Origin of the sequence: Pseudomonas huaxiensis, assembly GCF_003231275.1 — a bacterium.
GTDB lineage: Bacteria > Pseudomonadota > Gammaproteobacteria > Pseudomonadales > Pseudomonadaceae > Aquipseudomonas > Aquipseudomonas huaxiensis.
In genome coordinates, this window is the sequence record NZ_QKVL01000047.1 from 14,126 (window position 1) to 38,535 (window position 24,410).

Below are 24,410 nucleotides of genomic sequence, written 5' to 3' on the forward strand. Positions count from 1 at the left end.
CCACATGCAACAAGAAACCCCGAAATGGCTGACCCACTTCACCACTGCTTTCGGCACAAGCGGCGTTATCGCGCTGGCCTGGTGGGTAGGTGCCCGAAACGCGGTAGAGATCCGGGATATGCAGCGGTCGTACCCGTTCCTGCGCATCGTTCCAGCCGGGTCAGACCCGCTGGACGTCAACGACCTACTCGGGACGCTTTCAGTCCTGTCTGGTGCCAAGGATGCAGACGTCATCAGCCGGGCGAAGCATGCGCCTGCAGCGCTGAAGCGAGCCTTGTTCGATGACACCAACCTGCCGCTCGTCCTCACCGAAATGGGCGGACCAGGCGACCACTTCGATGATTGGTCGATGCTGAAGCCCATGTTCAACAACTGCTCATCGAGCTCAATCACTCCTAGCATCGACGTAACGGCCTCGGACAAGAGATCTGCCCGCGGCCTCGTATTTGTTGCAGAGCGTGGCGCAGGCCCAGGCCTTCCAAGCAGGACTGTCGAGCTGTCGATCGACCTGAAATGCCTTGCGGGAGCGATGAAGCTCGCGGGCCAGGTGCTGCAACATCGCCCCAGTGATGGGCACGACATGCTGTCACTCGACCCTACCGCATGGCGCCAGATGGTCTATCGCCTTGGCGGCATCGAGCAGCACATCGATTCAATGACTGATGACCTCGGCAAGGCACTGTCCCACCGCCATGCAATGAACCATGCCCAACTGATTTGCATGGTCCACGTCCTGGTTGACGCCTTCCACCTGCCCGAGGACGTGGCGTCGAACGCGATTCGTAACATCCACGACATGGCGGCCGGCACGGTCGACATTCCTTTCTAACCCTTTCCAAACCAGACGGATCGCTGGCGGAGCTGCAACTCCGTCGCGACCGGACCACTACCAGGAGAAACCGCATGCAATCTACAGCCGCTCAAGCTTCACCAGTGATCAAGCGTTACGTCGTCAAAGACAACTGGAAGGACTATGAGGTAACCCTCGAGGTCAATCACAGCATCCTGACGCCGGAGCGAGCGCACCAGATCAACACCTTCTGGACCAGTCACGAAGACCGTCTCGATCAGTGCGACGGAGATGTTGTGAAGACCGTGATCCAGCTGTTTGGTCAGGAAACCATCTGCCTGTATCTCAGTGAGAGCGGTGCCAGCTTCGGGGACAAAGACCAATGGCTCATCGACAAAGAGTCGAAGGAGAAGCGGGCAAACGAAGGGTGGGGGGGCGAGGCCATGGAGGGCGAGGACAACGGAGTGTTCGGTTGGTGCGGGATACGCATTGTCGGTGCCGACGTCAGCATGCCGGAGTTCGAAGAGCTCAGCGTCGAGGAGAAGAAATAATGAGCGCGCTGGATGTCCTGAACATCGAGCAGAGATTCAAGGTCTGGGCCGCGCAGTTGGGTTACGACCTGACCACCGACTCCAGCGGCTACTACACCAACGCCGAAACACGCTCCGCATCTCTGGGCTTTCAAGCCGCACATGGGGCGGCGGGCTGCAAGCCATCTGGTCAACAGCTTTACGGGAAGATCAAGAAGAGCAGCGATTACGCCCACCAGTCCGATGACCTATTCCCGATCCACGTCGGCACGCCGCCCAATGGAAACTTTGCCGTTCGAGGTGGGCCAGGTGGGGTGTATCCCCTTCGCGATATCGAGTTCTATGTCATCGACGACGGCAAGCAGTACCGCCTGAAGTAACCAGAAGATGGCGCCGAGGAGCTGCAACTCCCCGGCGCCGACCAACCCCAAGGAGAAACCACATGCAAGTAGAAACCCCAGAAGTCAGCGGTGAGAAGGCTAACACACCGGATTTCAAACCCGGCGACAAGGTCACTTTCGTTTCCGCGCAAAGCCGCGGCCGGAGCGTGAACTTCAGCGTCAAGGAGACCACCGTGGTGAAGGTGCTTGGCAGCACTGCCATCGTGAGGTACCGGAACGGGCAGAAGCTCGTAATTGCTGTTTCGGAGCTGACCCCAGCAGGTGAGCGGAACGCACTCACACGTGCCCTTTGCGGGGACAAAGCATGAGCCAACAGACCCACCCACGGTTGGCCAGCCACTCGTTGGACCTGCCGAACTACTGCGATATCTGCAACCGATCCCGCTCCCATGGCGACCACCAGAAGTGCAGCAAGATTCGCCAAGAGCAGAAGTCGGTGGCGTGGGAAACCTACATGGCCAACGTCGAGGCCAAGCGGGCAAAGCGAGGAAACTACCGTGGACGTTGAGATACGCTGCAGGTACACGACCGGCACGTATGTGGCCAGCGTGAAAGGCCAGAAACAGACCGCCAGTAGCACCATCAGCGCGCGACAAGCTGCCGAAGCCATGGCGAGGAAACTGGGGCTGGATTTCGCCTCGCTGATCGAGAGCCATCGAGACCTGCTTGATCCGAAGGGGTTAGTGACGTTCAGGCACCCCGGCCACCAGCGAGGAACCGGCCAATGACTCCCCAGTACGTCGCCAAGCTCGCGGCCATCGGCGGATTCTGCAGCGGCGCCGGCTTTCTGACTGCTCAGGAGATCTGGTGGTGGATCACCGGGCTTGCCGGCTTCTGCCATGGATAGCCGCTGCCCCAGCTTCGCATCAAGAACCGATGCGACAACCTTCTAGGTCTGGCAACAGGCCAACCTCTTACAACGGCCCATACACTGGGCCGTTTCTTCGTTCGTGAGTGAAATTCAATGGCTGATGGAGTCGAAGTTCGCGGCAACCGTGTCCGCGTGTATTTCCGTTACCAGGGAGAGCTGTGCCGGGAGACCATACCCGGTGACGCCTTGCCCGCCAGCGTGGCCAACGCCGAGCGCCTGGTCGGGATCATCAACTACGAGATTCAGGCCGGGACGTTCAGCTACGCCCGCCACTTCCCTGACTCGCCCAGGGTGAAGAGCAACACCTTCGGCCACTTTATCGACCTGTGGCTCGACATCAAGCGCAACGAGATGGCCACCTCGGGCTTCCTGGCCTACTCCAGCAAGGTGAAGAACCACATCCGGCCGATGTGGGGGCACCGTCAAGCCGACCAGATCGACCACCTCGATCTGCAGAACTGGATTCAGAAAACCCTGATGCCAGTGCTGCACAACAAGACGGTCCGGGAGATCCTCAGCATCGTCCGGCAGATCTTCACGCTGTACCGCACCAGGAACAAGACGGCCCACGATCCTACAGAGGGAATCACTGTTCGCCTGCCCGACGCCGATGATCCCGATCCGTTCGAGCGAAGCGAGATCGATCTGATCCTGGGCGAGGATCTGGAGTTCCTGCAGGAGATCAATCTCATCCAGTTCATGATCTGGACGGGGGCACGCGTTTCGGAAGCGATCGCTTTGTCCTGGGAGGATGTCGAGCTGGAAGCCGGGACGGTGAAGTTCCGCCGATCCCAAGTTCGCAGCAACTACCGGGTGACCAAAAACCGCCGATCGACGCGAGAGGTCCGATTGATAAAGCCTGCACTGGAAGCGCTGCGGGCACAGGTTCGCTTCACCAGGAGCCGGCCGCTGGTGGACGTCGACGTCACCGATCGCGACAACCGGACGATCAAGCGGCAGAAGCTACGCTTCGTCTTCCACAAGACCACCACCAGCGCAGCCTGGACGAGCTCTGACGTGTTGGTGAAAACCTGGTGGAGGAAGCATCTGGACAATGTGGGGGTGCGGTACCGCGGCCCGAACAACTGCCGGCATACATATGCGAGCCAGACGCTCAGCACTGGAGTGGTACCACTGGACTGGATCGCAGACCAGATGGGACACACCTCGACGGCGATGATCTGGAAACACTACGGGAAATGGATTCACCAAGATGGGCCGGACATGATCGGCATGTTGGAGCAAGCGCTTCGGTTGTGAGGAAACCGAGGTCCAGAAATGCAAAAGGCAGCCCCTAGAGGCTGCCTTTTTTACGTCTTCATTCCCAAAGTGTTCCCAGTTTGCTCCCATTTCGAGAGTCGCCGGGATAAAACCCTTTGAAAACAGACGCTTAGATGGTGCGGACGAAGAGACTCGAACTCTTACAGCTTGCGCCGCTGGAACCTAAATCCAGTGTGTCTACCAATTTCACCACGTCCGCATAACGCTTTTAAAGCAAAGGCGCCGGATTTTCATCAGGCGCCTTCTGGAATATGGGGTGGACGATGGGGATCGAACCCACGACAACAGGAGTCACAATCCTGTGCTCTACCAACTGAGCTACGCCCACCATATTGCGTTACTGCTTTACTTGTGCCAAAGCTGCCTTGTATGGCGCACCCGGCAGGACTCGAACCTGCGACCATCCGCTTAGAAGGCGGATGCTCTATCCAGCTGAGCTACGGGCGCATATTTAATCTGCTTTCGTTTAAGATTACAAATTAACTTTTAGCCTTACCGAACAAGCTAACAAATCCGCTCATTCTGCCCGACCTTGCTAACCAGTGCTAGGCCCTGCCCGACAAGTGCGACGAATGTTATAGACGGCCGGTAAGGTCGTCAACTCTTTTTTCAAAAAAATTCATTTTATTTAAGGGCTTAGGGGATTTGCCGGACCAAGCGCCTTTGCCCTGCGCCGTGGTCATGCGAGAATGCGCGCTCTTTTTTTCCCTCTCGATGGTTAATCACCCGTCATGACTGCACAACTTATCGACGGCAAGGCGATCGCCGCCAGCCTGCGCCAGCAGATCGCCCAACGTGTCGTGGAACGTCGCCAGCAAGGTCTGCGGACTCCGGGCCTGGCGGTGATCCTGGTTGGCAACGACCCTGCCTCTCAAGTCTATGTTTCGCACAAGCGCAAAGACTGCGAAGAAGTCGGCTTCATCTCCCAGGCTTTCGACCTGCCCAGCAACACCACCCAGCAAGACCTTACCGATCTGATCGACCGTCTTAATAATGACGCGAACATCGACGGCATCCTGCTGCAACTGCCGCTGCCCGCTCACCTGGATGCCTCGCTGCTACTTGAGCGCATTCGTCCGGACAAGGATGTCGACGGTTTCCATCCTTATAATGTCGGCCGCCTGGCCCAACGTATCCCGCTGCTGCGCCCGTGCACGCCAAAAGGCATCATGACCCTGCTACAGAGCACCGGCCAGGATCTGTACGGCATGGATGCAGTCGTCGTCGGTGCTTCCAACATTGTTGGCCGCCCGATGGCCATGGAACTGCTGCTGGCCGGCTGCACCGTCACCGTCACGCACCGTTTCACCAAGGACCTGGCCGGCCACGTTGGCCGCGCTGACCTGGTGGTCGTGGCCGCCGGCAAGCCGGGGCTGGTCAAGGGCGAGTGGATCAAGGAGGGCGCCATCGTCATCGACGTCGGTATCAACCGTCAGGAAGACGGCAAGCTGGTGGGCGACGTGGTCTACGAGACCGCCCTGCCTCGCGCCGGCTGGATCACGCCAGTCCCGGGCGGCGTCGGCCCGATGACCCGCGCCTGCTTGCTGGAGAACACCCTGTACGCGGCTGAAGAACTGCACAAGTAAATCAGTAGCGCGCTCCAAAAGAACGGCACCCTTCGCGGTGCCGTTTTTTTATCCCCGACCCTTGCAGCCCTTCGCGAGCAAGCTCGCTCCTACCGGGACGCCGACACGTCGCGAAGGACCTCAACAGGCTTCCCACAGCCTGGTCTCCGGTGCTCACCCGCCCACACCAAGCACCCGTCAAAAAGGCCACTAAGCCACCACAGCCGATTCCGCTGCCAAACCGCCTGTTTCAGCTTTCCCGGCTGGGCACCCGACGTGCTTCAGCCGGGATTGCAAAGTCATCGGTAAGACAATGTACGCACTGCCAACCCCTGGATGCGTGCCCCGATGCAAACCACCAATACCGTCCTGATGATCCGCCCGGCGCGGTTCGCCTTCAACCCGGATACCGCGGTGAACAACCGTTTCCAGAAGCCCGTGCTGGAGCCGGAACAGGCGCAGCAGAAAGCGCTGGAAGAGTTCGACGGCTATGTCGATACGCTGCGCCAGCATGGCGTCGATGTACTGGTGGTGCAGGACACCCCGGCTCCGCACACGCCCGACTCCATCTTCCCCAACAACTGGTGGAGCAGCCATGCCGACGGCAGCCTGGTGCTCTATCCCATGGAAGGCCAGAACCGTCGGCTGGAGCGTGACAAGGGCGTGCTGCAGGTACTCGGCGAGCGCTTCGCGATTCACAAGACCCTCGACCTGAGCCCGCTGGAAGCGCAGAACATCTTTCTCGAAGGCACCGGCAGCATGGTGCTGGACCGCGAAAACCGCATCAGTTACGCCTGCCACTCCGGGCGCACTCATGGCGAGGCCCTGCGCCAGTTCGCGGAAAACATGGACTACCGCCTCTGCGTGTTCCATGCCGTCGATCGCCACCAGTCCCCGATCTATCACAGCAACGTGATGATGAGCGTAGGCCGCAACCTTTCCGTGGTCTGCCTCGATGCCCTGCCCGACGCCGCCGAGCGCCGCGCCCTCGAACACAGCCTGCGCGACACCGGCAAAGACATCCTGGCGCTGGACTTCGACCAGCTCGAAGGCTTCGCCGGCAACATGCTCGAAGTCCACGACAAACAAGGCCAGCCACTGCTGGTGATGTCGCGCAGTGCCTGGCATTCGCTCAGGGCCGAACAACGCCGCCAGGCCGAGCGCCACAGCCACCCGGTGGTGGTGAACATCGACCATATCGAACGCATCGGCGGCGGCAGCGCGCGCTGCATGCTCGCCGAAGTCCACCTGCCCGTTCGCAACTGATCCCGACTACAAGAAGGAGAGCATCATGACCCGCTACATCGACGTTACCGACCTCAGCCGCCTGGTTGCCCGCAAAGGCCTGACCACCTGCCTGGAAGAAATGGCCGAGTACATCCGCCAGGACTACCTGCGCTGGAACGACTTCGAGAAGTGCGCACGGGTGGCCAACCACTCCCCCGACGGCGTGATCGAGCTGATGCCGGCGTCCGATGCCAATCTGTATGCCTTCAAGTACGTCAACGGCCACCCGAAGAACACCCACCGCGGCATGCTCACGGTAATGGCTTTCGGCGCCCTGGGTGACGTAGATACCGGCAAGCCGTTGCTGCTCAGCGAAATGACCCTGACCACCGCGATGCGCACCGCCGCCACCTCGGCCCTGGCCGCGCGCTACCTGGCCCGTCCGGACAGCCGCAGCATGGCGTTGATCGGCAACGGCTCACAGAGCGAGTTCCAGGCCATCGCCTTCCACACTTTGCTCGGCATCGATGAAATCCGCCTGTACGACCTCGACGCGCAAGCCACCGCCAAGCTGGCCGCCAACCTCGCCGCCTACCCGGGCATTCGCCTGGTCATCGCAGGCTCGGTGGCCGACGCGGTTCGCGGCGCGGACATCGTCACCACGGTCACCGCCGACAAGGCCTACGCCACCATCCTCACCCCGGAGATGATCGAGCCGGGCATGCACCTCAACGCGGTGGGCGGCGACTGCCCGGGCAAGACCGAGCTGCACCGCGACATCGTCGAGCGCGCGCAGGTGATCGTCGAGTACGAACCGCAGAGCCGCATCGAAGGCGAGATCCAGCAGATGCCCGCAGATTCGCCGGTGACCGAGTTCTGGCAGGTAGTGAACGGCGAGATCGCCGGCCGCGAGAATGCCGGTCAGGTCACCCTGTTCGACTCGGTCGGCTTCGCCATCGAGGACTACTCGGCGCTGCGTTATGTGCTGGATGTGGCCAAGGCCTTGAACATCGGTAGCGAGATCGGCCTGGTGCCAGACCTCAAAAACCCAAAAGACCTCTACGCCCTGCTTCAGCCGGCGGTTGCCGACGTGCAGAAGCGACGCGCCTGACACAACCGAATCCGCTGCGCCCACCGCGCAGCGGATCGGAAAACGCTGTGACGAAGCCAAAACAGGAGGCGCCTCGACAGAATCGGCTGCGAGCAGCCGCACTAACAGCATATTCCGGTAGCCAGCGCCGGCCCAAACGACACAAAAAAACCGCTGTCATCGCGCATTCTGAGCCCCGACCGAAGAGTCACGACAAGACCACAAGGCCAAGGCCCACGAAGCGTTCTACTGCCCTACATCAATTACAAAACACAGGGATCCACTCATATGACTTCGCTGCGAAAGCTTCTCGGCGTGCTGCTCCTGCCACTCTGCGCCAGCGTGGCCCAGGCGCAGGAATGGAAAGAAATCCGTTTTGGCGTTTTCCCCGAATACCCACCGTTTGAATCCGTCGCCGCCGATGGCAGCCTGCAAGGCTTCGACATCGAACTGGGCAACGCGATCTGCGCCAAGCTGGAAGTCAAATGCACCTGGGTGCACAACGAATTCGACGGCATGATCCCGGCCCTGCGCGCGCGCAAATTCGACGCCATCATGTCGTCGATGGCGGTGACCCCGGCCCGTCTGAAACAGATCGACTTCAGCGACCGCCTGTTCCTCAGCCCAACCTCCGTCATCACCCGCAAGGGCGCCGGTTTCGGCGACACCCCCGAGTCACTCAAAGGCAAGACCGTCGGCGTGCTGCAAGGCTCGCTGCAGGAAGCCTACGCCCGCGCCAAACTGGCGCCGCTAGGGGCCACGGTCAAGGCCTACCAGGCTCAGGACCAGAACTACGCCGACCTGATGAATGGCCGCCTCGACGCCACCGTCACCGACAAGCTCGAAGCCCAGCTCAACTTCCTCACCAAGCCTGAAGGCGCCGACTTCCAGAGCGGCCCGGCGATCAAGGACCCGACCCTGCCGCTGGACATTGCCATGGGCGTGCGCAAGAACGACGCCGAACTCAAGGCCCTGATCAACAAGGGCATCGCCGCGGTGCTGGCCGACGGCACCTTCGCCAGGATCCAGCAGAAGTACGTCGGCGACCTGGACATCTACAACGAGTAACCCGCCCGTCGGTGGCCCGGCAACCGATGCCGGGCCATCGCCAGCGCACATCGAGATTTTCCCCGTGAACGACTTCCTTCACTCTGTCGGCTTGCAGGCCCTGAGCTTGCAGGGCTTCGGCCCGCTGTTGGCGCAAGGTACCTGGATGACCGTAAAACTGGCGCTGCTGTCCCTTGCCCTGAGCCTGGTGCTCGGCCTGGTCGGCGCCAGTGCCAAGCTTTCGTCACTGCGCTTGCTGCGCCTTCCCGCGACGCTCTACACCACCCTGATCCGCAGCGTGCCGGATCTGGTGCTGATCCTACTGATCTTCTACACCTTCCAGATCTGGCTCAACGACTTCACCGAATGGATGGGCTGGGGTTACTTCGAGATCGACCCGTTCACCGCCGGGGTCCTGACCCTCGGTTTCATCTACGGCGCCTATTTCACCGAGAACTTCCGCGGCGCGATCCTCAGCGTGCCCGCCGGGCAACTGGAAGCCGCCACCGCCTACGGCCTGAGCCGCGCCCAGCGCTTCCGGATGGTGCTGTTCCCGCAACTGATGCGCTTCGCCCTGCCGGGCCTTGGCAACAACTGGCTGGTGCTGCTCAAGTCCACCGCACTGGTGTCGATCATCGGCCTCGCCGATCTGGTGAAAGCCGCGCAGAACGCCGGCAAAAGCACTAATAACGTCCTGTATTTCCTGATCATCGCGGGGCTGGTCTACCTGCTGATCACCACCCTTTCCAACCGCCTGTTCAAACGTCTGGAGCGGCGCTACAACACCGGCATCAAGGGGCTGACATCATGATCGAACTGATCCAGGAATACGGCCTGGCCTACCTGTACAACGATGGCGCCGGCCTGTCCGGACTGGCCATGACCCTGTGGCTGTTCGTGGTGACCATGGTCGTCGGTTTCTTCCTGTCGCTGCCGCTGGCCCTGGCGCGGGTTTCGCGCAAGCTCTGGCTGCGCTGGCCGGTGGAGTTCTACACCTACCTGTTCCGCGGCACGCCGCTCTACATCCAGTTGCTGATTTGCTACACCGGGCTCTACGGCCTGGAAGTGGTACGTGACCATGAAATGCTCGACCGTTTCTTCCGTAACGCGCTGAACTGCACGCTGCTGGCCTTCGTGCTTAACACCTGCGCCTATACCGTGGAAATCTTCGCCGGGGCGATCCGCAACATTCCCCATGGCGAGATCGAGGCGGCCCACGCCTACGGCCTGCACGGCTGGAAACTCAACCTGTTCGTGGTGCTGCCCGCAGCGCTGCGGCGTTCGTTGCCAGCCTACAGCAACGAACTGATCCTGATGCTGCACGCCACCTCGCTGGCGTTCACCGCGACCATCGGCGACATCCTGAAAGTCGCCCGTGACGCCAATGCCGCGACCTTCCTGACGTTCCAGGCCTTCGGCATCGCCGCCCTGCTGTACATGCTGCTGTCCTTCGCACTGGTCGGGCTGTTCCGCCTGGCTGAACGACGCTGGATGCGTTTTCTCGTTCCTTCCCGAGGCTGACCCATGACCACTTCCGCACACGCCTTGTCGATCCAACCCGACTTCGCCGCGCCACCTGTAGCCGCCGCTGCCAGCGCCGCGATCAAGCTGACGGTGGACTCGCTGCATAAAAGCTACGGCGATCACGAGGTGCTCAAGGGCGTCTCGCTGCAAGCACGCAAAGGCGACGTCATCAGCCTGATCGGCGCCAGCGGCTCGGGCAAAAGCACCATGCTGCGCTGTATCAACTTCCTCGAACAACCGGACGCTGGGGCCATCACCCTCGACGACCAGACCATCGAAATGCGCCAGGGCCGCGCCGGCGCCCGCGCCCCGCATCCGGCGCAGTTGCAGAACCTGCGCACGCGGCTGGCCATGGTGTTCCAGCATTTCAACCTGTGGAGCCACATGACCGTGCTGGAAAACATCACCATGGCGCCACGCCGGGTGTTGGGCGTCAGCCAGCAGGACGCCGAAGCCCGCGCTCGCGCGTATCTGGACAAGGTCGGCCTGCCGGCCCGCGCCGCCGACCAGTACCCGGCGTTCCTCTCCGGCGGCCAGCAACAGCGCGTCGCGATCGCCCGGGCGCTGGCGATGGAGCCGGAAATCATCCTGTTCGACGAACCGACCTCAGCCCTTGACCCAGAGCTTGTGGGAGAAGTCCTCAAGGTCATACAGACGCTGGCCGAGGAAGGTCGTACCATGCTCATGGTCACCCACGAGATGGGCTTTGCCCGCCAGGTGTCCAGCCAGGTGCTGTTCCTGCATCAGGGCCGGGTCGAAGAACAGGGAAGCGCGCAGATTCTCGACCAGCCGCAAAGCGAGCGCCTGCAGCAATTTCTTTCCAACCGCTTGAAGTGAAGCAACGCCACCATGGATACCAAGGCCAACTCCTCCCACGCCGCGCCACCGCTGGACCGCATCGACGAAGCGATCATCGACGTGCTGCGCCACAACGGGCGCATCACCTACGAGAAGCTGTCGTCATTGGTCCACCTGACGCCCAGGCCCTGTCTGGAGCGGGTGCGCAAGCTCGAACGGCGCGGCGTGATCCGCGGTTACGGCGCAATCATCGACGTGCAGATGGTCTCACCGGGGTTGTCGCTGCTGGTCCTGGTGGCGCTGTCCAACCAGAGCGGGCGCGCTGCGCAAAAAGCCTTCGAAGCCTGCGTGCGCGCTTGCCCGCAGGTGTTCGAGTGCCAGTTGATCAGCGGCCATTTCGACTACAGCCTGCGCATGCGTTGCCGGGATATGGAGCACTATCGGGTGCTGACCGAGACCTGGATGAACAACGATGAGCTGCATATCGACAAGCTGGTGGCGCATCCGGAACTGGCGGTGGTGAAAAACACCGCGCCGCAGATGTAGGTTTACAGAGTAGGCCTGTCTCGCGCCGAAGCGTCGCGAGGCAGGCGCAAAATCACCCCGCCCCGCGCGCCCGCACCCGCCACTCCCGCGGCTGCACGAATCCTCGCACCCACTCCACCACCTGCTGCGCCGGCATCGGCCGGGCGATGCCGTAGCCTTGGGCCACGTCACAGCCCAGTTCCATCAGCCATTCGCCGTGGGCCACAGTCTCCACGCCCTCGGCAATCACCTGCCGACCAAATGCCTGGGCCAGGCCAATCACTGCACGGGTCAGGGCCAGGTCGTCCTGGTCGTGGAGGATGTCCTGGACGAAGGATTTGTCGATTTTCATGGTCTGGGTCGGCAAGCGCTTGAGGTAGCTCAGGGACGAGTACCCGGTGCCAAAGTCATCCAGCGAAAAACGCACCCCCAGCCGCTGACACGCCTCCAGGCACTCGCAGACCCGCTGGATATTCTCGATGGCCACCGACTCGACGATTTCCAGGTCAAGCATCTGCGGCGCCACCGTGGCGTGGCGGGACAGCAAACGCTGGAGACGCACGACAAAATCGGTGCGCTGGAAATGCCGCGCGGCGATGTTCACGCTCACCGGCCAACGGCAACCCTGCGCCTGCCACTGCTGCATCTGCGCCAGCGCTTCATCGATAACCCACTCACCGATATCGACGATCAGGTCGGTGCGTTCCACCAACGGCAGAAACTCACCCGGCGCGACCACCCCGCGGACGGGATGGCGCCAGCGTAACAGCGCCTCGAATCCCACCACCGCGCCGCTGCGCATGTTCACCTTGGGCTGGTAATACAGGCACAGTTCGCCGTTGTGCAGCGCCCGGCGCAGACGCTCCACGGTCTGGTGAGTGGCCTTGACCTCCTGGTCCAGCGACACATCGAACAAGTGAAAACGATTGCGTCCCCTTTGCTTGGCCAGGTACATGGCCTGGTCGGCATGGCGCAGCAGGGTGTCGGCGTCATCGTTGTCATTGGGGAACAGGGTCACGCCGATACTGGCGCTGACACTGATTGGCCGCCCGCGAATGACACAGGGTGCGGCGATCGCCTTGAGCACCCGCTCAAGGACACCCTGCAATGTCGGCAGCCCCTGAATATCACCCAGGATCAGCACGAACTCGTCGCCGGACAACCGCCCCACCGCATCGCCCTCACGCAGCACGCGTTTCAAGCGCCGCGACACCTCCACCAGCAGCAGGTCGCCACTGGCGTGGCCATAGCCGTCGTTGACCGCCTTGAAGCCGTCGAGGTCGAGCATGCACACCGCCAGCGCCGAATCCTCATTGCGGGAACGTTCGATGGCCTGCACGAGCAGGTCGCCGAGCAATGAGCGGTTGGGCAAACCGGTCAGCACGTCGTGCCCGACCCGCCACTGCAAGGTGTGGAGCAACTGGCGTTTCTGCGTGATATCGAAGCGGATCGAGACGAACTTGCACACCTCGCCGCTGAGCGGGTCGAACAGCGGCACCATGGTGCTATCGACCCAGTACAGCGAGCCATCCTTGGCGCGGTTACAGATTTCGCCCTTCCACACCTCGCCCGCCGCCAGGCGCTGCCACATGTCGATAAACAGCCCAGGCTCGTGCTGGCCGGAATTGAGGATGCGGTGGTCGGCGCCCAGCAGTTCTTTGCGGCTGTAGCCGGAGATGGTGCAGAACTGATCGTTGACGTAGGTGATACGCCCGGCCAGGTCGGTTTCGGAAAAGATCGCGGCCGCGTCGACGGCCGCGCGGTAATTATCATCCATGAAATAAAACCTGTCCGACGGCTATCGGTTGAAGCGTTCGACCAAGGCACGCAGGCCGGATGAAATATGTTCCAGTTCAGCGCCACGGGTGGCGGCCGCGTTGGCGTTGTCGGCCGTGCGCTGCACGGTGCCGGCGACGTTATTGATCTGGCAGGCGACGTCTTCGGCGACATGGGATTGCTGCTGCGAAGCGGCGGCCATCTGCCGGGTCATGTCGGTGATGCGCTCGACCGCCACGCGAATGCCCAGCAGCGCCTCTTGCGCCTCGACCACCTGGGCCACGCCCTGCTCGGCTTCGCGGATGCCGAGGTCGGCGATGGACACCGCTTCATCGGCGCCCTTGCGCAGGTTTTCGATCACGCCCTGGATCTGCTGGGTCGACTGCCGGGTCTTGCCCGCCAGCGCACGCACCTCGTCGGCTACCACGGCGAAGCCGCGGCCCTGCTCGCCAGCGCGGGCGGCTTCGATGGCGGCATTCAGCGCCAGCAGGTTGGTCTGTTCGGCAATCGCCTGGATCACCCCCGCAGCGGACATGATGTCCTGGGTCTGCCCGGCCAGTTCGCCCACCGCCTGGTTGATCTGGGTAACGGTGGACGCCAGTATCTGGATCGCCTGGCGTGAGGTACCGGCGACCTGGCTGCCCTGATCGGCAAGCTGATTGGCGGTGTGGGCTTCGCCGGCGGTCTGCTGCACATGCGCGGCGACTTCGGCGATGGACGCGGCCATCTCGGTCATGGCGGCGGCGGTCTGGTCGGTTTCGGCGCGCTGCTCCAGCAACGCCGACTCGGTCGCACCGGAGAGGCGACTGGAATCGCTGGCGGCGTGGGCCATCTGGTTGGCGAGGTCGCTGAGACGGGTCAGCGCGGTTTTCAGCCGGGCTTCTTCACTGATGAGGATCATCTGCAACTGCGCGGCGGGACCCAGGGTGTCGCTGTAGGCCAGAGCGCAAATGGGGTCGCAGAAGGTGTTTTCGGCACCGCGAACGATTCGTCGCAATTCGCCACGCAAGCGGCTGTGGCCCCACATCCCGACCGCCACGAACAAGCCGAGGGTGATGCCCTGGCCGACAAGGCCGGGAACAAACTGACCGGCGACCAATGCCGCGCCCGCCGCCAGCACCGGCACGGCGAGCACCTGGGCCTGCTGCACCAGGCGACGCGCCAGCGGCACCGGCGTCTTGCCCTCGCGCAACCGGGCGTAAAGCGCTTCGGCGCGCTGCACCTGTTCGCGGGTCGGCTTGACCCGCACCGACTCGTAGCCCACCAGCCTGGCGTTCTCCAGGATTGGCGTGACGTAGGCGCTGACCCAGTAGAAATTGCCGTTCTTGCAGCGATTCTTGACGATCCCCATCCAGCTCTGGCCGGCCTTGAGGTACTGCCACATCTGCTCGAAAACCTGGGCGGGCATGTCGGGATGGCGAACGAGGTTGTGCGAGGCGCCGATCAGTTCAGCGTGGCTGAAGCCGCTGATGGCGGCGAATTCGGCATTGCAGTAAGTGATATTACTGGCGGTGTCGGTGGCGGAAATCAGCCGTTGCTGATCGGGAAATGTCTGTTCCACCGCGGTAATCGGTAAGTTGAGACGCACGATAAAGCTCCATGAGCCGCAGGAAAATTGCGGGTTGCTCTCTGCCAAACCCACTGCGGGAAAATCTGTCCAAGCTGCAAAGTCTACGAGATACATCACCTTTTGTAATCCAGGGTGATGGCAGGAGAGGTTGTCTATTAAAATTTTTTGTCGTTAAGTTCTTGATTCTAAATGGGAATTGAGCGATGGAAATTTCAAGTTTGGGATCAGCCATCAGACGCTGTCGCAAGGTCGCCGGGCTTACCCAGGCTGAACTGGGCGAAAAAGCCGGGTTCGACCCCAAGACCATAAGCCGCTTCGAAACCGGTACCTACACTCCCAGCGTTGAAGCCTTGTTCGTCTTTGCCAGGGTGCTGGGCGTCAAGCTCACTGCCTTCTTCACCGATCTGGACACTGAAGACGAACAACGCGCCTATCTGTTTGGCGTCATTCACAAAGCCCCTCCGAACGACCTGGGACGGCTGATCGCCGCGGTGGATCAGGTCTTGTCCAAGCACTGACCGACCCCTGGCATTTCTGCCGATTCTTGCTTGGGACGCCAACTGGTCAGACCGGTAAAACCAATTATCGCCTCACCTCTTGCGAAAACCGAAAATACGCGCTTACACTGCCCGCGCACTGGACATACCGGTAAGACCACAATAATTAAGTCCGACGCGCCGTCACCCCGGCAGCCAGGACACCGACCAGAGATCCCTCCCATGCTCAAATGGTGCTCGCGTTCGATCTTCCTGCAAGTAGTGCTCGGCCTGATGCTTGGCATCGCCTGCGGCCTGAGCTTCCCCGACCTTTCCCTGCAACTCAAACCCCTTGGTGACGGCTTTATCAAACTGATCAAGATGCTGATCGGTCTGATCGTGTTCTGCGTGGTGGTCAGCGGCATTTCCGGTGCCGGCGACCTGAAGAAAGTCGGGCGCATCGGCCTGAAGTCGGTGATTTATTTCGAAATCCTCACCACCATCGCCCTGGTCCTGGGCCTGGTGCTCGCCTTCTCCACCGGCATCGGCAGCGGCGCCAACATCCATCTGGAGCAACTTTCCACGACGGACGCCAGCAGCCTCGCCGAGCGTGGACAGCATATCCACAGCACCACAGCCTTCCTCATGGACCTGATCCCTACCTCGGTGATCGGCGCCTTCGCCGACAACAACATCCTGCAGGTACTGCTGTTCTCGGTGCTGTTCGGCAGTGCGCTGAACCTGGTGGGCGAATCGGCCTCGGGCATCTCGCGACTGATCAACGAACTGAGCCATGTGATCTTCCGCATCATGGGCATGATCGTGCGCCTAGCCCCTATCGGTGTGTTCGGCGCCATCGCTTTCACCACCAGCAAATATGGCCTGGAATCGCTGCAACACCTGGGCGGTCTGGTGGCGTTGTTCTACCTCACCTGCGCTGGCTTCGTGCTGTTGGTTCTCGGCCTGGTGATGCGTGTGTCCGGTCTCAAGATGCTGCCATTCCTCAAGTACCTGCGTGAAGAACTGACCATCGTCCTCGGCACCGCTTCTTCCGACGCCGTGCTGCCACAGATCATGCGCAAGCTGGAGCACCTGGGCATCGGCAGTTCCACCGTCGGGCTGGTGATTCCTACCGGTTACTCCTTCAACCTCGACGGTTTCTCCATCTACCTGACCCTGGCCATTGTGTTCATCGCCAACGCCACCGGCACGCCGCTGGCAATGACCGATCTGATGACCATCCTGCTGGTGTCGCTGGTGACCTCCAAAGGCGCCCACGGCATTCCCGGCTCGGCGCTGGTGATTCTTGCCGCAACCCTGACCGCCGTTCCCGCGATTCCGGTGGTGGGCCTGGTACTGGTGCTGGCGGTGGACTGGTTCATGGGCATCGGCCGGGCGCTGACCAACCTGATCGGCAACTGCGTTGCCACCGTAGCCATCGCCCGCTGGGAGAAGGACATCGACCTGGAGCGCGCGCACAACGTGCTCGAAGGCAAGCAGGGCTTCGCCTTCCAGGCGCGCAAGACGGCCCATCAGCAGGAATTCTAGTTAGCCAATGAACGACATCTCACGGAGCGAAATGTGATTACCTCCTCGACAGTAGTGAATGCGGTAGTGGACAAACTGCGCCAGGCCCTGGCCCGCGGCCAGTGGCGCTCCGGTGAGATGCTTCCCGGCCAGCGCGAGCTGGCCGAGCAACTCGGCATCAGCCGGCCCAGCCTGCGTGAAGCGGTAACGGTGCTGGAAACCCTCGGTCTGGTGCGCTCGATGCCCGGCAAAGGCGTGCTGGTACTCGACGCCGACAGCAACGAGCTGGTCATGGCGCCGGCCGGCGTGGCCGAGGCCAGCCTCGAAGACGTGCTGCAACTGCGCTACACCCTGGAGCCGTTCATCGTCGGGCTGGTGGCGCAATCCATCAGCAGCCAGGAAACCGGCCAGTTGCGCCTGACCCTGATGGACATGCGCGAAGCCCTGGACGCCGGTGACGGCGAGGCCGGGGTCAACGCTTACATCGCCTTCCATGAGGCGCTGTTTGCCCTGACCTCCAACCCGATTTTCCAGAGCGTGGTGCAGCAGACCGGCAATGCCCTCAAGCAGAGCGCCCAGATGCTGCGCAAATCCCCCGAACACCTGGCCGCGCGCCTTGAGGAAAACGAAGCGGTGGTGCGCGCCATCCGCAACAAGGACAGCGCCCAGGCCAGTGCGCAAATGCGCCGGCACATCCTGCAGGAAGGCCGGCGCATGGGTATTGAACTGAAGATTCCGGACGAACAGCCCGGTTACTGACTTCCAGGAGAGCACACATGAGAGCCGTTGCCCCCGTCACTTCCACCGCGTCCGCCCTGCCCGCGCTGCTGGCCGTTGGCGAACGGCGTCTGTCGGCTGCGGAAATCTATCCGCGGCTGTTCGATGCGATTCTCGAACAGCGCCTGGCCCCTGGCACACCGCTGACCGAAATGGCGTTGGGCGAAGCGTTCGGGGTCAGCCGCACAGTGATCCGCCGCGTGCTGGGGCGGCTTTCGGACCAGCAGGTGATCGTCCAGCGCCCGGCCCACACCGCACGACTGGCGGCGCCGGACCCGGAACAGGCGCGGCAGGTCTTGAGCGCGCGGCGGCTGGCGGAAACCACCCTGATCGAGTTGGCTGCGCGGCGCACGCGTCCGGCACAGTTGCGCCAGTTGCGTGAATTGATTTCCCGCGAGCGGCAGTCCCATGAGCAGGGCCAACGCTGCACCGCGATCCGCCTGGGCGGCGAGTTTCACTTGAAGCTGGCGGAGATTGCCGACAACGCCCCGCTCGCGCGATTCCTTAACGGTTTGGTACCGATGACCTCGCTGATCATCGCCAAATACGAAAGCCGGGCTTGCGAACATTGCGCCTGGGAAGAGCATGCGGCGCTGGTGGATGCGCTGGAGGATGGCGACAGTGAGGCGGCGTTGCGGTTGATGCATCTGCATCTGGATCGGATCGAGGCGAAGCTGGATCTGGATCTGGATTGAGAATGGTCAGGCCCCTGTGGGAGCTGGCTTGCCAGCGATAGCGGCGGTTCATTCACCAATGCTATCGCTGGCAAGCCAGCTCCCACAAAAACAAAATCAACGATCCACTACCGGCGTATGCCGCGACCAATCCAGCAACAAGCTGTAGGCCACCGCCAGCAAGGTCGGGCCAATAAACAACCCGATAAAGCCAAACGCCAACAACCCGCCAAACACCCCAAGCAACACGATCACCAACGGCAAATCCCCACCGCGGCTGATCAGGTAAGGCTTCAGCACGTTGTCCACGCCGCTGATGACGAAGGTCCCCCAGATTCCGAGGAACACTGCCATGCTGTAGTCGCCCTTCCAGGCCAGCCAGGCAGTCGCGGGAATCCAGGCCAGCGGCGGGCCCATGGGGATCAGGCTGAGCATGAAGGTCACCAGGCCGAGCACCAGCGCCCCCGGTACACCGGCGATAAGAAAGCCGATCAGCGCCAGCAGGCCCTGGGCAGCGGCGGTGCCGATCACGCCGTTGACCACCCGCTGCACGGTCCCCGCCACCAGCCCCAGGTAGTAATCGGCACGCTCGCCGATCAACCGCTCCAGCAGGCGCAGGACGAACGCCGCGAGACGCGGCCCGTCACGGTAGAAGAAGAACACGAAGACCAGGCTGAGGATCAGTTCGAGGATCCCGCTGCCAATCTGCGCGCTGCGGGCCAGCAACCAGTTGCCAACCTGGCCGAGGTAAGGCTTGACCGTCGCCAGCAAGGCGGCACCCTGTTGGTCCATGGTGTCCCAGAAACGCACCAGCCGTTCGCCAACAAAGGGCACGCTGCCCAACCAGGACGGCGCATCGGGCAGACCGTCGACCTGCACATCACGAATGAAGGTCGTGGCATCGCGCACATGGTCGGCAAGGTTGAAGCCCAGCCAGACCAGCGGCAGCGCCACCAGCAGCAGCCATAAACAGGTAAGGAAGCTCGCGGCGAGGGTTTCACGGCCGCCGCAGAGGCGCGTCACCAGACGCATCAGCGGCCAGCTAGCGAACGCGAGGATCGCGCCCCACAGCAGCGCGGAGATGAACGGTGCCATGACCCAGAGGCCGGCACCCAGCAGCGCCAGCAACAGAATCTGCACCAGCAGCCGATCATTGTTGAGCATCGCGCCTCCCGGCTCAGCGAATCAGTTCGACATGCAGGCCGTTCGCCGCCTGGCCGCCGACTTCGAGCCGGGCCGAGCGGACCCCGGCGGCGGTCAACTGGTCCAGCCAGGCCTGGGCCTGGGCGCCGGTGAGGACCACACGCAGCGTACTGTCCAGATTAAGGCTGCGGGCCAGCAGATTGACCCAGGCCTGGGGCGGCTCGGCGCTCAGATCAGGGTAGTCGAGCCTGGCATTGCTGCGCAGCTCGCGCAGGACGGTGGCTGGGGTCGGCAGCAACTCGCCCAGGGGCGCGTTGGCTTCGAACTGTTCGGTGTGCAGATAAGCGCGCTTGTTACCGCGGGTGATGCCGTAGAGGGCGACCAGCGTATCGGTGTCGGCGCCGGTGCGACGCAGCAGAATGAAGAACTGGTCCTGGTCCGATCCGGACAGACGGGCGTTGCCGAAGAGGTCATTCCACAGGCTGTTTTCGCCGCAGTCACGACCTTCGCACCAGAACAGCGGGTAACCACCATCAGCCTGCAACGCTTCGCGGGCCGCCTTGAACGCCTCGCCGGCGCTGCGTTCGGCGGGCAGTTCCCAGGTGACGGAATGGAGCTGGCCACGGGCTTCGATCTTGCCTTCCATGCGCACCTGGCCGCTGATCTTGCGCAGCCCGCCCAACGGATAGACGCGCTCCACTTCCGCCGCAGGGCGTTCATCGACGCTTTTGGCATCCTGCGGAACCGGCAGTTCACCGCCGGCCTGTACTGCACCGGCTACCAGCAACAGTCCGGCAAGGCCGGCACACAACGTATGAATGGCATTCATCGGCGAACCCCGCCGACAGGTGCGGCGCGGGCAAGGCGAAGGGGGCGTAAGTCGTGCTGGGTCATGATTGTCTCCCTGATCAAAACCCGCCAAGCCTCGACAGTTGCCCGATACAAGTCAAGGAATGGCAAAAAAGCGATTGAAACAGTCTGCAACAAGCGTTGCGCCGGCCTCATCGTTCAAGTGCAAGTGATGACCGCCGGGCACGTGTTCCAGGCTAAAGGGTAGCTGTTCAAGCAGGGTCGTGTTGCGCGCCAGCATGCCATCGTCGGCGACGATCAATTGCGTCGGACAGGCGACGCGGCGGACGAAGCTCATGGCCTGCTCTTCGCTCATGCGCAGCGGCGACGGCAGGGTCAGTCGGCTGTCGCTGCGCCAACTGAAGCCACCCGGCACCGGCACCAGCCCGCGCTGGGCCAGCAGTTCGGCAGCTTCGCGGGTGACCGCAACCATGCCCTTCATCCGCGCCTCCACCGCCTGCTCCAGCACCGGGTAGACCGACTTGCGTTTGCTGTCGTGGCGCAGTTGCGCCTGCAGCGCCATACCCATGCGCTCGGCCGCATCCTGACCGTTGGCGCCCGGCGGAATAACCCCGTCGATCAGCGCCAGGCGGGTAATCCGCTCCGGCAGGCTGCCCGCCAGCACCACCGAAACGATGGCGCCCAGCGAATGCCCCAGCAACCCGAAGCGCTCCCAGCCCAGTTGCGCGGCGACCCGCAGCACATCGTGGGCGTAATCCCACAGCGCATAACTGGCACCCGGCGGGCGATGGCCGGAATAACCGTGCCCGGCGAAATCCAGGGCGACGATGCGCAGCCCGTCCAGCTTCGGCGCCAGGCGAGCGAAGCTGTTGGCGTTGTCGAGCCAGCCATGCAGGGCGATCACCGGGCGGCCATCCGCCGGACCATAGAGGTGCGCGGCCAGTTCGACATGGCCCAGGTCCAGGCGGACCTCTTCGACCGGATTGCTCATAGCTGTTTCTCCTGCCAGCGCTGAAAGACGTTTCTGATCAATTGCGCGGTTTCATCCGGGCGCTCCAGGGGAAACATGTGTCCACCGACGACGCTATGGTTTTCGCCCCGGGGCATGCGCCGTACCGCCTGGGCGTGGTGGGGCCTGACGATGCGGCTGTGGCTGCCGCGGACCATCGCCAGCGGCACTTGCAACTGGCCGGGATGAGCCGGACGGGTATGCGGGATGCTGCGGTAGATGCTCATTTCGATGGAAGAATCGAAACTCAGTCGCAACCCATCGCCCTCCTGTTTCAGGCCATGTCGCAGGTAGGCTTCCAGGCACTCCGGGTCGAAGGCGCGGAACAGCGTCTTGCTGGAGAAATAGGCGCGGGCCTGATCGAGATCGGCAAAGGCCTCGCGCCGCCCCTCGGTGCGCCCGGCCGGGGTGATACGGTCGATGAAGCCCCAACGCTTGGCCAGACGGATCAGCCACTGGTCCGCCAGGGTCAGTACTGGCGAGTCGAGCATCACCACCCCACGATAGAGCTGCGGGCAACGCAGCGCCGCGTGCAGGTGCAGCACACCGCCCAGCGAATGGCCAACGCCCCAGACCGGCTCGGGTTGCTGTTCAAGGTGATGGATCAGTTCGTCAACCAGTAGCAGCCAGTTGTCATTCACCGGAAAACGCGGGTCATGGGCGTGTTGGGGCAGATGGCAGACCTGATAGTCCGGCGCCAGGGCGCTGAACAGCTTGCCGTAGGTGGCCGAAGGGAAGCCGTTGGCGTGAGCGAAGAAGACCTGTTGCGACATACCGGGCTGTCCGTTGCGGAAAAGACTGACATGGATTGTCCGCAACCACTTATACGCCGGCAATGACCGGAACAGCCATCCGTGGCGGCACTCCGGTCAGTCAGCCCTGTCCGCCGTGATTCAGAAGTCCTGGAAAGAACGGTGCAGGCAGGCCTGGATGTAAGCCACCTGGAACTCGTAGGCCTCGCGTACCTGATCGCGCTCGCTCTCGTTCAGGTGTGCCCGTTGCAGCGCCAGGCACGAAACCTGAAGCATCTTCGCCATCTGGTCGCAGGCCATCTGGAATTGCTCCAGGTGCTGTGATTCGCGGCGATGCTGGTGGCGCCGAACCAACGCGTCGAGGCGCGCATCGGCGGCGTCGTGCAGTACCTGGAACTCGGCGAAGCCGAGATTGCAACTGAGGTTTACCTCGTCCAGCACCTGTCGCAGGTCGGCCGCACAGGCTTGAACGCCGTTTTGTCCATTCATTGTGTTTCTCCCCTGACAGTGACACTACGATGGGGTCACGCTAACAAGGTGGTGGTGAGGCAACAACTGGTAAAAATGTCAGGTATGGCGGAGACAACAGGCAAGGCCCAGCAGCCACACCCGCGCCAGGGCAACCGCCACGGGTCTGGTTGTCACGCTCGGCCAGTACCGTCTTTTTTTGCATCGGTGACCAGCAGCAGATCGTCCTGGCCAGTCAGCCTTTCCGCCAGCACATGTTCTCCGCCGCGGATGAAGGTGCGCTGTTCGCCCCCCTGCAACTGATTGGCTAGTTGCCCATCACAGTAGAAACGCTGCTCGTCACCCTCATCACCGACGCTGCCGCTGAGAATGTCCTGCGCGTCGTAGCGGTATCGCAGGATTTCGCTGCTGCCCTCACTGACGCTGAACAGCCGTCCCAAGGCATCGTATTCAAGGCTGCGGCCCTGTTCGTCGCGCACCAGGTTGCCATCATCGTCGTAGTCGAGGCTGATAAGCGAAGGATAGTCGGCATGACTGTTGCGCACCGCACTGAGCTGGGTCTTGTCCTGGCCGTCGAACAGGTACGTGGCCAGGTTCTCGCCATCTGGGAATACCGTGCGCACCGTGATCAGGTTGTCCAGCGCATCGAACTCGAACACCTGCTGCTGGATCGATTTGCCCCATGGGTCCAGCGGCAGGTCGCTGCCGGTACAACGGTAATCCTCCAGCCGTCCCCGCGCGTCGTAGGCATACGTCTCATCGCGCAGCAGCGTGCTGCCCTGCCGCAGGATTCGCTGCTCCAGGGCATCGCGGACGGTGTAGCGCTGCTCCAGGCTCTGCACCACGCCGTCGTCGAAGATGAAGGTACGCAGGATCTCGCGACCGAAATCGTCGTACTCAAGATCAATGCGCACGCTGTGCCCCTCGGCCTTGTCTTCAGTGACGATGCGTGAGGTCAGGCCACTGCTGTTGTAGCTGAAGTGCGATTCGGTCTGCCCGAGGATGGTCGACTCCAGCCGACCGCCGGCATCGTAGACATAACGCTGCTGCTGGCCGAACACATCGGTGTAGGTCAGCAAGCGCCCACGCAGGCTGTACTCGTAGGCCATATCGTGGGTCTGCCCCGCACTGACACGCTGTTCGGTCTTCAGCTCACCGGTGCTGTAGTAGGTGCAACTGAGGCTTTGGTCGTTTTCATGGCTGGACAGCAACCAGGCATTGTCCTTGTCGTACTCATAGTCGGCGGTGGCCCCCTGAATACGCCGCTGGATCGGCTCGTCACCAAGGTTGGGGTTGTACTCGTAAGCGATGACCTCGCCCTTGGGCGTGGTGACGCTGGAAGGCTGCTGCTCGCCCCCGTCGAACGCAAACGTGCGCTCTCGCTCGCCAACCACGGAGCGGTACATTCTACCGAGTCCGTCGAAGGACTGTTCACCGAGCACTACCCCGTCGACCCCGATCCAGGTCGGCAAGTCCTCGGCACTGTGGTCGGCATAACGCCGCTCGACCACCGCGCCGTCGGGAAGACCGTTGAGCGTCAGACGGTCGAATGCGTCGTATTGATAGTAGCGGAACTGTTGCAACTCGTCGTACTCGTGCGAGGTACGGCCCAGACCGTCGTAGAAATACTCGTACAGACTGACCTTCGTTCCCGCCAGATCGAAGCGCTCCACCGTGACCGGTTTCTCGAACAGGTTGCTTCGGGTCACGGTCCTGCCCATGCCCTCGCGCCAGGTTTCGACGCGCAGTTCCACCGGGTCGCTGAGGGAGTACTCGGTC

The 24,410-nt window shown here is 62.2% G+C and carries 27 protein-coding genes, 3 tRNA genes and 2 pseudogenes; 20 read left to right on the forward strand and 12 right to left on the reverse strand.

Annotated features, from left to right (window positions below; all coding sequences use genetic code 11):
• Nucleotides 1-4 precede the first annotated feature (4 nt).
• The 8 genes from DM374_RS28240 (at nucleotide 5) to DM374_RS28270 (ending at nucleotide 3,852) form a co-directional block, all read left to right on the forward strand.
• Nucleotides 5-829 (forward strand): hypothetical protein, encoded by an 825-nt coding sequence (locus tag DM374_RS28240; protein WP_110972858.1) that lies wholly within the window; start codon nucleotides 5-7, stop codon nucleotides 827-829.
• A 74-nt stretch (nucleotides 830-903) separates the two neighbouring features.
• Nucleotides 904-1,341 (forward strand): DUF2528 family protein, encoded by a 438-nt coding sequence (locus tag DM374_RS28245; RefSeq protein WP_110972859.1) that lies wholly within the window; start codon nucleotides 904-906, stop codon nucleotides 1,339-1,341.
• Nucleotides 1,341-1,700, forward strand: coding sequence for a hypothetical protein (locus tag DM374_RS28250; RefSeq protein ID WP_110972860.1), 360 nt, complete (start codon nucleotides 1,341-1,343; stop codon nucleotides 1,698-1,700). The genes DM374_RS28245 and DM374_RS28250 overlap by 1 nt, the downstream gene beginning before the upstream one ends.
• Nucleotides 1,701-1,762: 62 nt before the next feature.
• Complete coding sequence (locus DM374_RS28255; RefSeq protein WP_110972861.1) at nucleotides 1,763-2,029, forward strand: hypothetical protein; 267 nt, start codon at nucleotides 1,763-1,765, stop codon at nucleotides 2,027-2,029.
• Nucleotides 2,026-2,229: a hypothetical protein gene (locus tag DM374_RS28260; RefSeq protein WP_110972862.1), complete on the forward strand. Its 204-nt coding sequence runs from the start codon at nucleotides 2,026-2,028 to the stop codon at nucleotides 2,227-2,229. Before DM374_RS28255 ends, DM374_RS28260 begins: the two co-directional genes overlap by 4 nt.
• A complete protein-coding gene (locus DM374_RS28265; RefSeq protein WP_110972863.1) occupies nucleotides 2,219-2,449 on the forward strand; it encodes a hypothetical protein in 231 nt (76 codons plus the stop codon). Before DM374_RS28260 ends, DM374_RS28265 begins: the two co-directional genes overlap by 11 nt.
• Nucleotides 2,446-2,568 carry a hypothetical protein gene (locus tag DM374_RS34110; protein WP_263854303.1) on the forward strand — a complete coding sequence of 41 codons (123 nt, stop codon included), beginning with the start codon at nucleotides 2,446-2,448 and terminating at the stop codon, nucleotides 2,566-2,568. Before DM374_RS28265 ends, DM374_RS34110 begins: the two co-directional genes overlap by 4 nt.
• A gap of 117 nt (nucleotides 2,569-2,685) precedes the next feature.
• Nucleotides 2,686-3,852: an Arm DNA-binding domain-containing protein gene (locus tag DM374_RS28270; protein WP_110972864.1), complete on the forward strand. Its 1,167-nt coding sequence runs from the start codon at nucleotides 2,686-2,688 to the stop codon at nucleotides 3,850-3,852.
• Nucleotides 3,853-3,987: 135 nt separating this feature from the next.
• On the opposite strand, the gene DM374_RS28275 is transcribed toward DM374_RS28270, so the two are convergent.
• From DM374_RS28275 to DM374_RS28285, 3 genes are all read right to left on the reverse strand, one after another.
• A tRNA-Leu gene (locus DM374_RS28275) sits at nucleotides 3,988-4,072 on the reverse strand.
• 53 nt (nucleotides 4,073-4,125) lie between these two features.
• Nucleotides 4,126-4,201: transfer RNA gene (locus DM374_RS28280), tRNA-His, on the reverse strand.
• A 42-nt stretch (nucleotides 4,202-4,243) separates the two neighbouring features.
• Nucleotides 4,244-4,320, reverse strand: a tRNA-Arg gene (locus DM374_RS28285).
• A gap of 284 nt (nucleotides 4,321-4,604) precedes the next feature.
• Between DM374_RS28285 and folD the strand changes: the two genes are divergently transcribed.
• The 8 genes from folD to DM374_RS28325 all read left to right on the forward strand — a co-directional run bounded on the left by folD (nucleotide 4,605) and on the right by DM374_RS28325 (nucleotide 11,670).
• Nucleotides 4,605-5,459: a bifunctional methylenetetrahydrofolate dehydrogenase/methenyltetrahydrofolate cyclohydrolase FolD gene (gene folD / locus DM374_RS28290; RefSeq protein ID WP_110972865.1), complete on the forward strand. Its 855-nt coding sequence runs from the start codon at nucleotides 4,605-4,607 to the stop codon at nucleotides 5,457-5,459.
• A gap of 327 nt (nucleotides 5,460-5,786) precedes the next feature.
• On the forward strand, nucleotides 5,787-6,704 hold the full coding sequence (gene ctlX / locus DM374_RS28295; RefSeq protein WP_110972866.1) for a citrulline utilization hydrolase CtlX: 918 nt from the start codon (nucleotides 5,787-5,789) through the stop codon (nucleotides 6,702-6,704).
• 25 nt (nucleotides 6,705-6,729) lie between these two features.
• Nucleotides 6,730-7,776, forward strand: a complete 1,047-nt coding sequence (locus DM374_RS28300) for an ornithine cyclodeaminase (protein WP_110972867.1) — start codon at nucleotides 6,730-6,732, stop codon at nucleotides 7,774-7,776.
• A 267-nt stretch (nucleotides 7,777-8,043) separates the two neighbouring features.
• Entirely contained in the window at nucleotides 8,044-8,823 is a 780-nt protein-coding gene (locus tag DM374_RS28305; RefSeq protein WP_110972868.1) for an ABC transporter substrate-binding protein, read from the forward strand.
• 64 nt (nucleotides 8,824-8,887) lie between these two features.
• Nucleotides 8,888-9,613 carry an ABC transporter permease gene (locus DM374_RS28310; RefSeq protein ID WP_110972869.1) on the forward strand — a complete coding sequence of 242 codons (726 nt, stop codon included), beginning with the start codon at nucleotides 8,888-8,890 and terminating at the stop codon, nucleotides 9,611-9,613.
• A complete protein-coding gene (locus DM374_RS28315; RefSeq protein ID WP_110972870.1) occupies nucleotides 9,610-10,323 on the forward strand; it encodes an ABC transporter permease in 714 nt (237 codons plus the stop codon). Before DM374_RS28310 ends, DM374_RS28315 begins: the two co-directional genes overlap by 4 nt.
• Nucleotides 10,324-10,326: 3 nt before the next feature.
• On the forward strand, nucleotides 10,327-11,163 hold the full coding sequence (locus DM374_RS28320) for an ABC transporter ATP-binding protein (protein ID WP_225422613.1): 837 nt from the start codon (nucleotides 10,327-10,329) through the stop codon (nucleotides 11,161-11,163).
• 12 nt (nucleotides 11,164-11,175) lie between these two features.
• Entirely contained in the window at nucleotides 11,176-11,670 is a 495-nt protein-coding gene (locus tag DM374_RS28325; protein WP_095159149.1) for an Lrp/AsnC family transcriptional regulator, read from the forward strand.
• Between the two features lie 52 nt (nucleotides 11,671-11,722).
• Here DM374_RS28325 and DM374_RS28330 read toward each other — a convergent pair whose 3' ends face one another.
• From DM374_RS28330 to DM374_RS34580, 3 genes and pseudogenes are all read right to left on the reverse strand, one after another.
• Entirely contained in the window at nucleotides 11,723-13,426 is a 1,704-nt protein-coding gene (locus DM374_RS28330; protein WP_110972871.1) for a putative bifunctional diguanylate cyclase/phosphodiesterase, read from the reverse strand.
• A gap of 21 nt (nucleotides 13,427-13,447) precedes the next feature.
• Entirely contained in the window at nucleotides 13,448-14,452 is a 1,005-nt protein-coding gene (locus DM374_RS34575; protein WP_404821395.1) for a methyl-accepting chemotaxis protein, read from the reverse strand.
• A 234-nt stretch (nucleotides 14,453-14,686) separates the two neighbouring features.
• Nucleotides 14,687-15,109: pseudogene (locus DM374_RS34580) on the reverse strand (PAS domain-containing protein); the annotation flags it as partial.
• A gap of 89 nt (nucleotides 15,110-15,198) precedes the next feature.
• Between DM374_RS34580 and DM374_RS28340 the strand changes: the two are divergent.
• From DM374_RS28340 to DM374_RS28360, 4 genes are all read left to right on the forward strand, one after another.
• Nucleotides 15,199-15,513, forward strand: a complete 315-nt coding sequence (locus DM374_RS28340; RefSeq protein ID WP_095159146.1) for a helix-turn-helix domain-containing protein — start codon at nucleotides 15,199-15,201, stop codon at nucleotides 15,511-15,513.
• Between the two features lie 201 nt (nucleotides 15,514-15,714).
• The gene (locus DM374_RS28350; protein ID WP_110972874.1) at nucleotides 15,715-17,019 is read left to right on the forward strand and encodes a C4-dicarboxylate transporter DctA; all 1,305 of its coding nucleotides are present in this window, start codon (nucleotides 15,715-15,717) and stop codon (nucleotides 17,017-17,019) included.
• Nucleotides 17,020-17,052: 33 nt separating this feature from the next.
• Nucleotides 17,053-17,757, forward strand: coding sequence for a FadR/GntR family transcriptional regulator (locus DM374_RS28355; protein WP_095159144.1), 705 nt, complete (start codon nucleotides 17,053-17,055; stop codon nucleotides 17,755-17,757).
• Between the two features lie 17 nt (nucleotides 17,758-17,774).
• On the forward strand, nucleotides 17,775-18,470 hold the full coding sequence (locus DM374_RS28360; protein WP_110972875.1) for a GntR family transcriptional regulator: 696 nt from the start codon (nucleotides 17,775-17,777) through the stop codon (nucleotides 18,468-18,470).
• A 96-nt stretch (nucleotides 18,471-18,566) separates the two neighbouring features.
• Here the strand turns inward: DM374_RS28360 and DM374_RS28365 are convergent, their stop codons facing one another.
• The 6 genes and pseudogenes from DM374_RS28365 to DM374_RS28390 form a co-directional block, all read right to left on the reverse strand.
• Entirely contained in the window at nucleotides 18,567-19,613 is a 1,047-nt protein-coding gene (locus DM374_RS28365; RefSeq protein ID WP_110972876.1) for an AI-2E family transporter, read from the reverse strand.
• A gap of 13 nt (nucleotides 19,614-19,626) precedes the next feature.
• Nucleotides 19,627-20,421, reverse strand: a complete 795-nt coding sequence (locus DM374_RS28370) for a DUF4892 domain-containing protein (RefSeq protein ID WP_110972877.1) — start codon at nucleotides 20,419-20,421, stop codon at nucleotides 19,627-19,629.
• Between the two features lie 117 nt (nucleotides 20,422-20,538).
• Complete coding sequence (locus DM374_RS28375) at nucleotides 20,539-21,393, reverse strand: alpha/beta hydrolase (protein WP_110972878.1); 855 nt, start codon at nucleotides 21,391-21,393, stop codon at nucleotides 20,539-20,541.
• Nucleotides 21,390-22,184, reverse strand: a complete 795-nt coding sequence (locus DM374_RS28380; RefSeq protein WP_110972879.1) for an alpha/beta fold hydrolase — start codon at nucleotides 22,182-22,184, stop codon at nucleotides 21,390-21,392. The genes DM374_RS28375 and DM374_RS28380 overlap by 4 nt, the downstream gene beginning before the upstream one ends.
• A 120-nt stretch (nucleotides 22,185-22,304) precedes the next feature.
• Nucleotides 22,305-22,652, reverse strand: a complete 348-nt coding sequence (locus DM374_RS28385) for a hypothetical protein (protein WP_110972880.1) — start codon at nucleotides 22,650-22,652, stop codon at nucleotides 22,305-22,307.
• Between the two features lie 152 nt (nucleotides 22,653-22,804).
• Nucleotides 22,805-24,410, reverse strand: a pseudogene (locus DM374_RS28390) (RHS repeat protein); the annotation flags it as partial.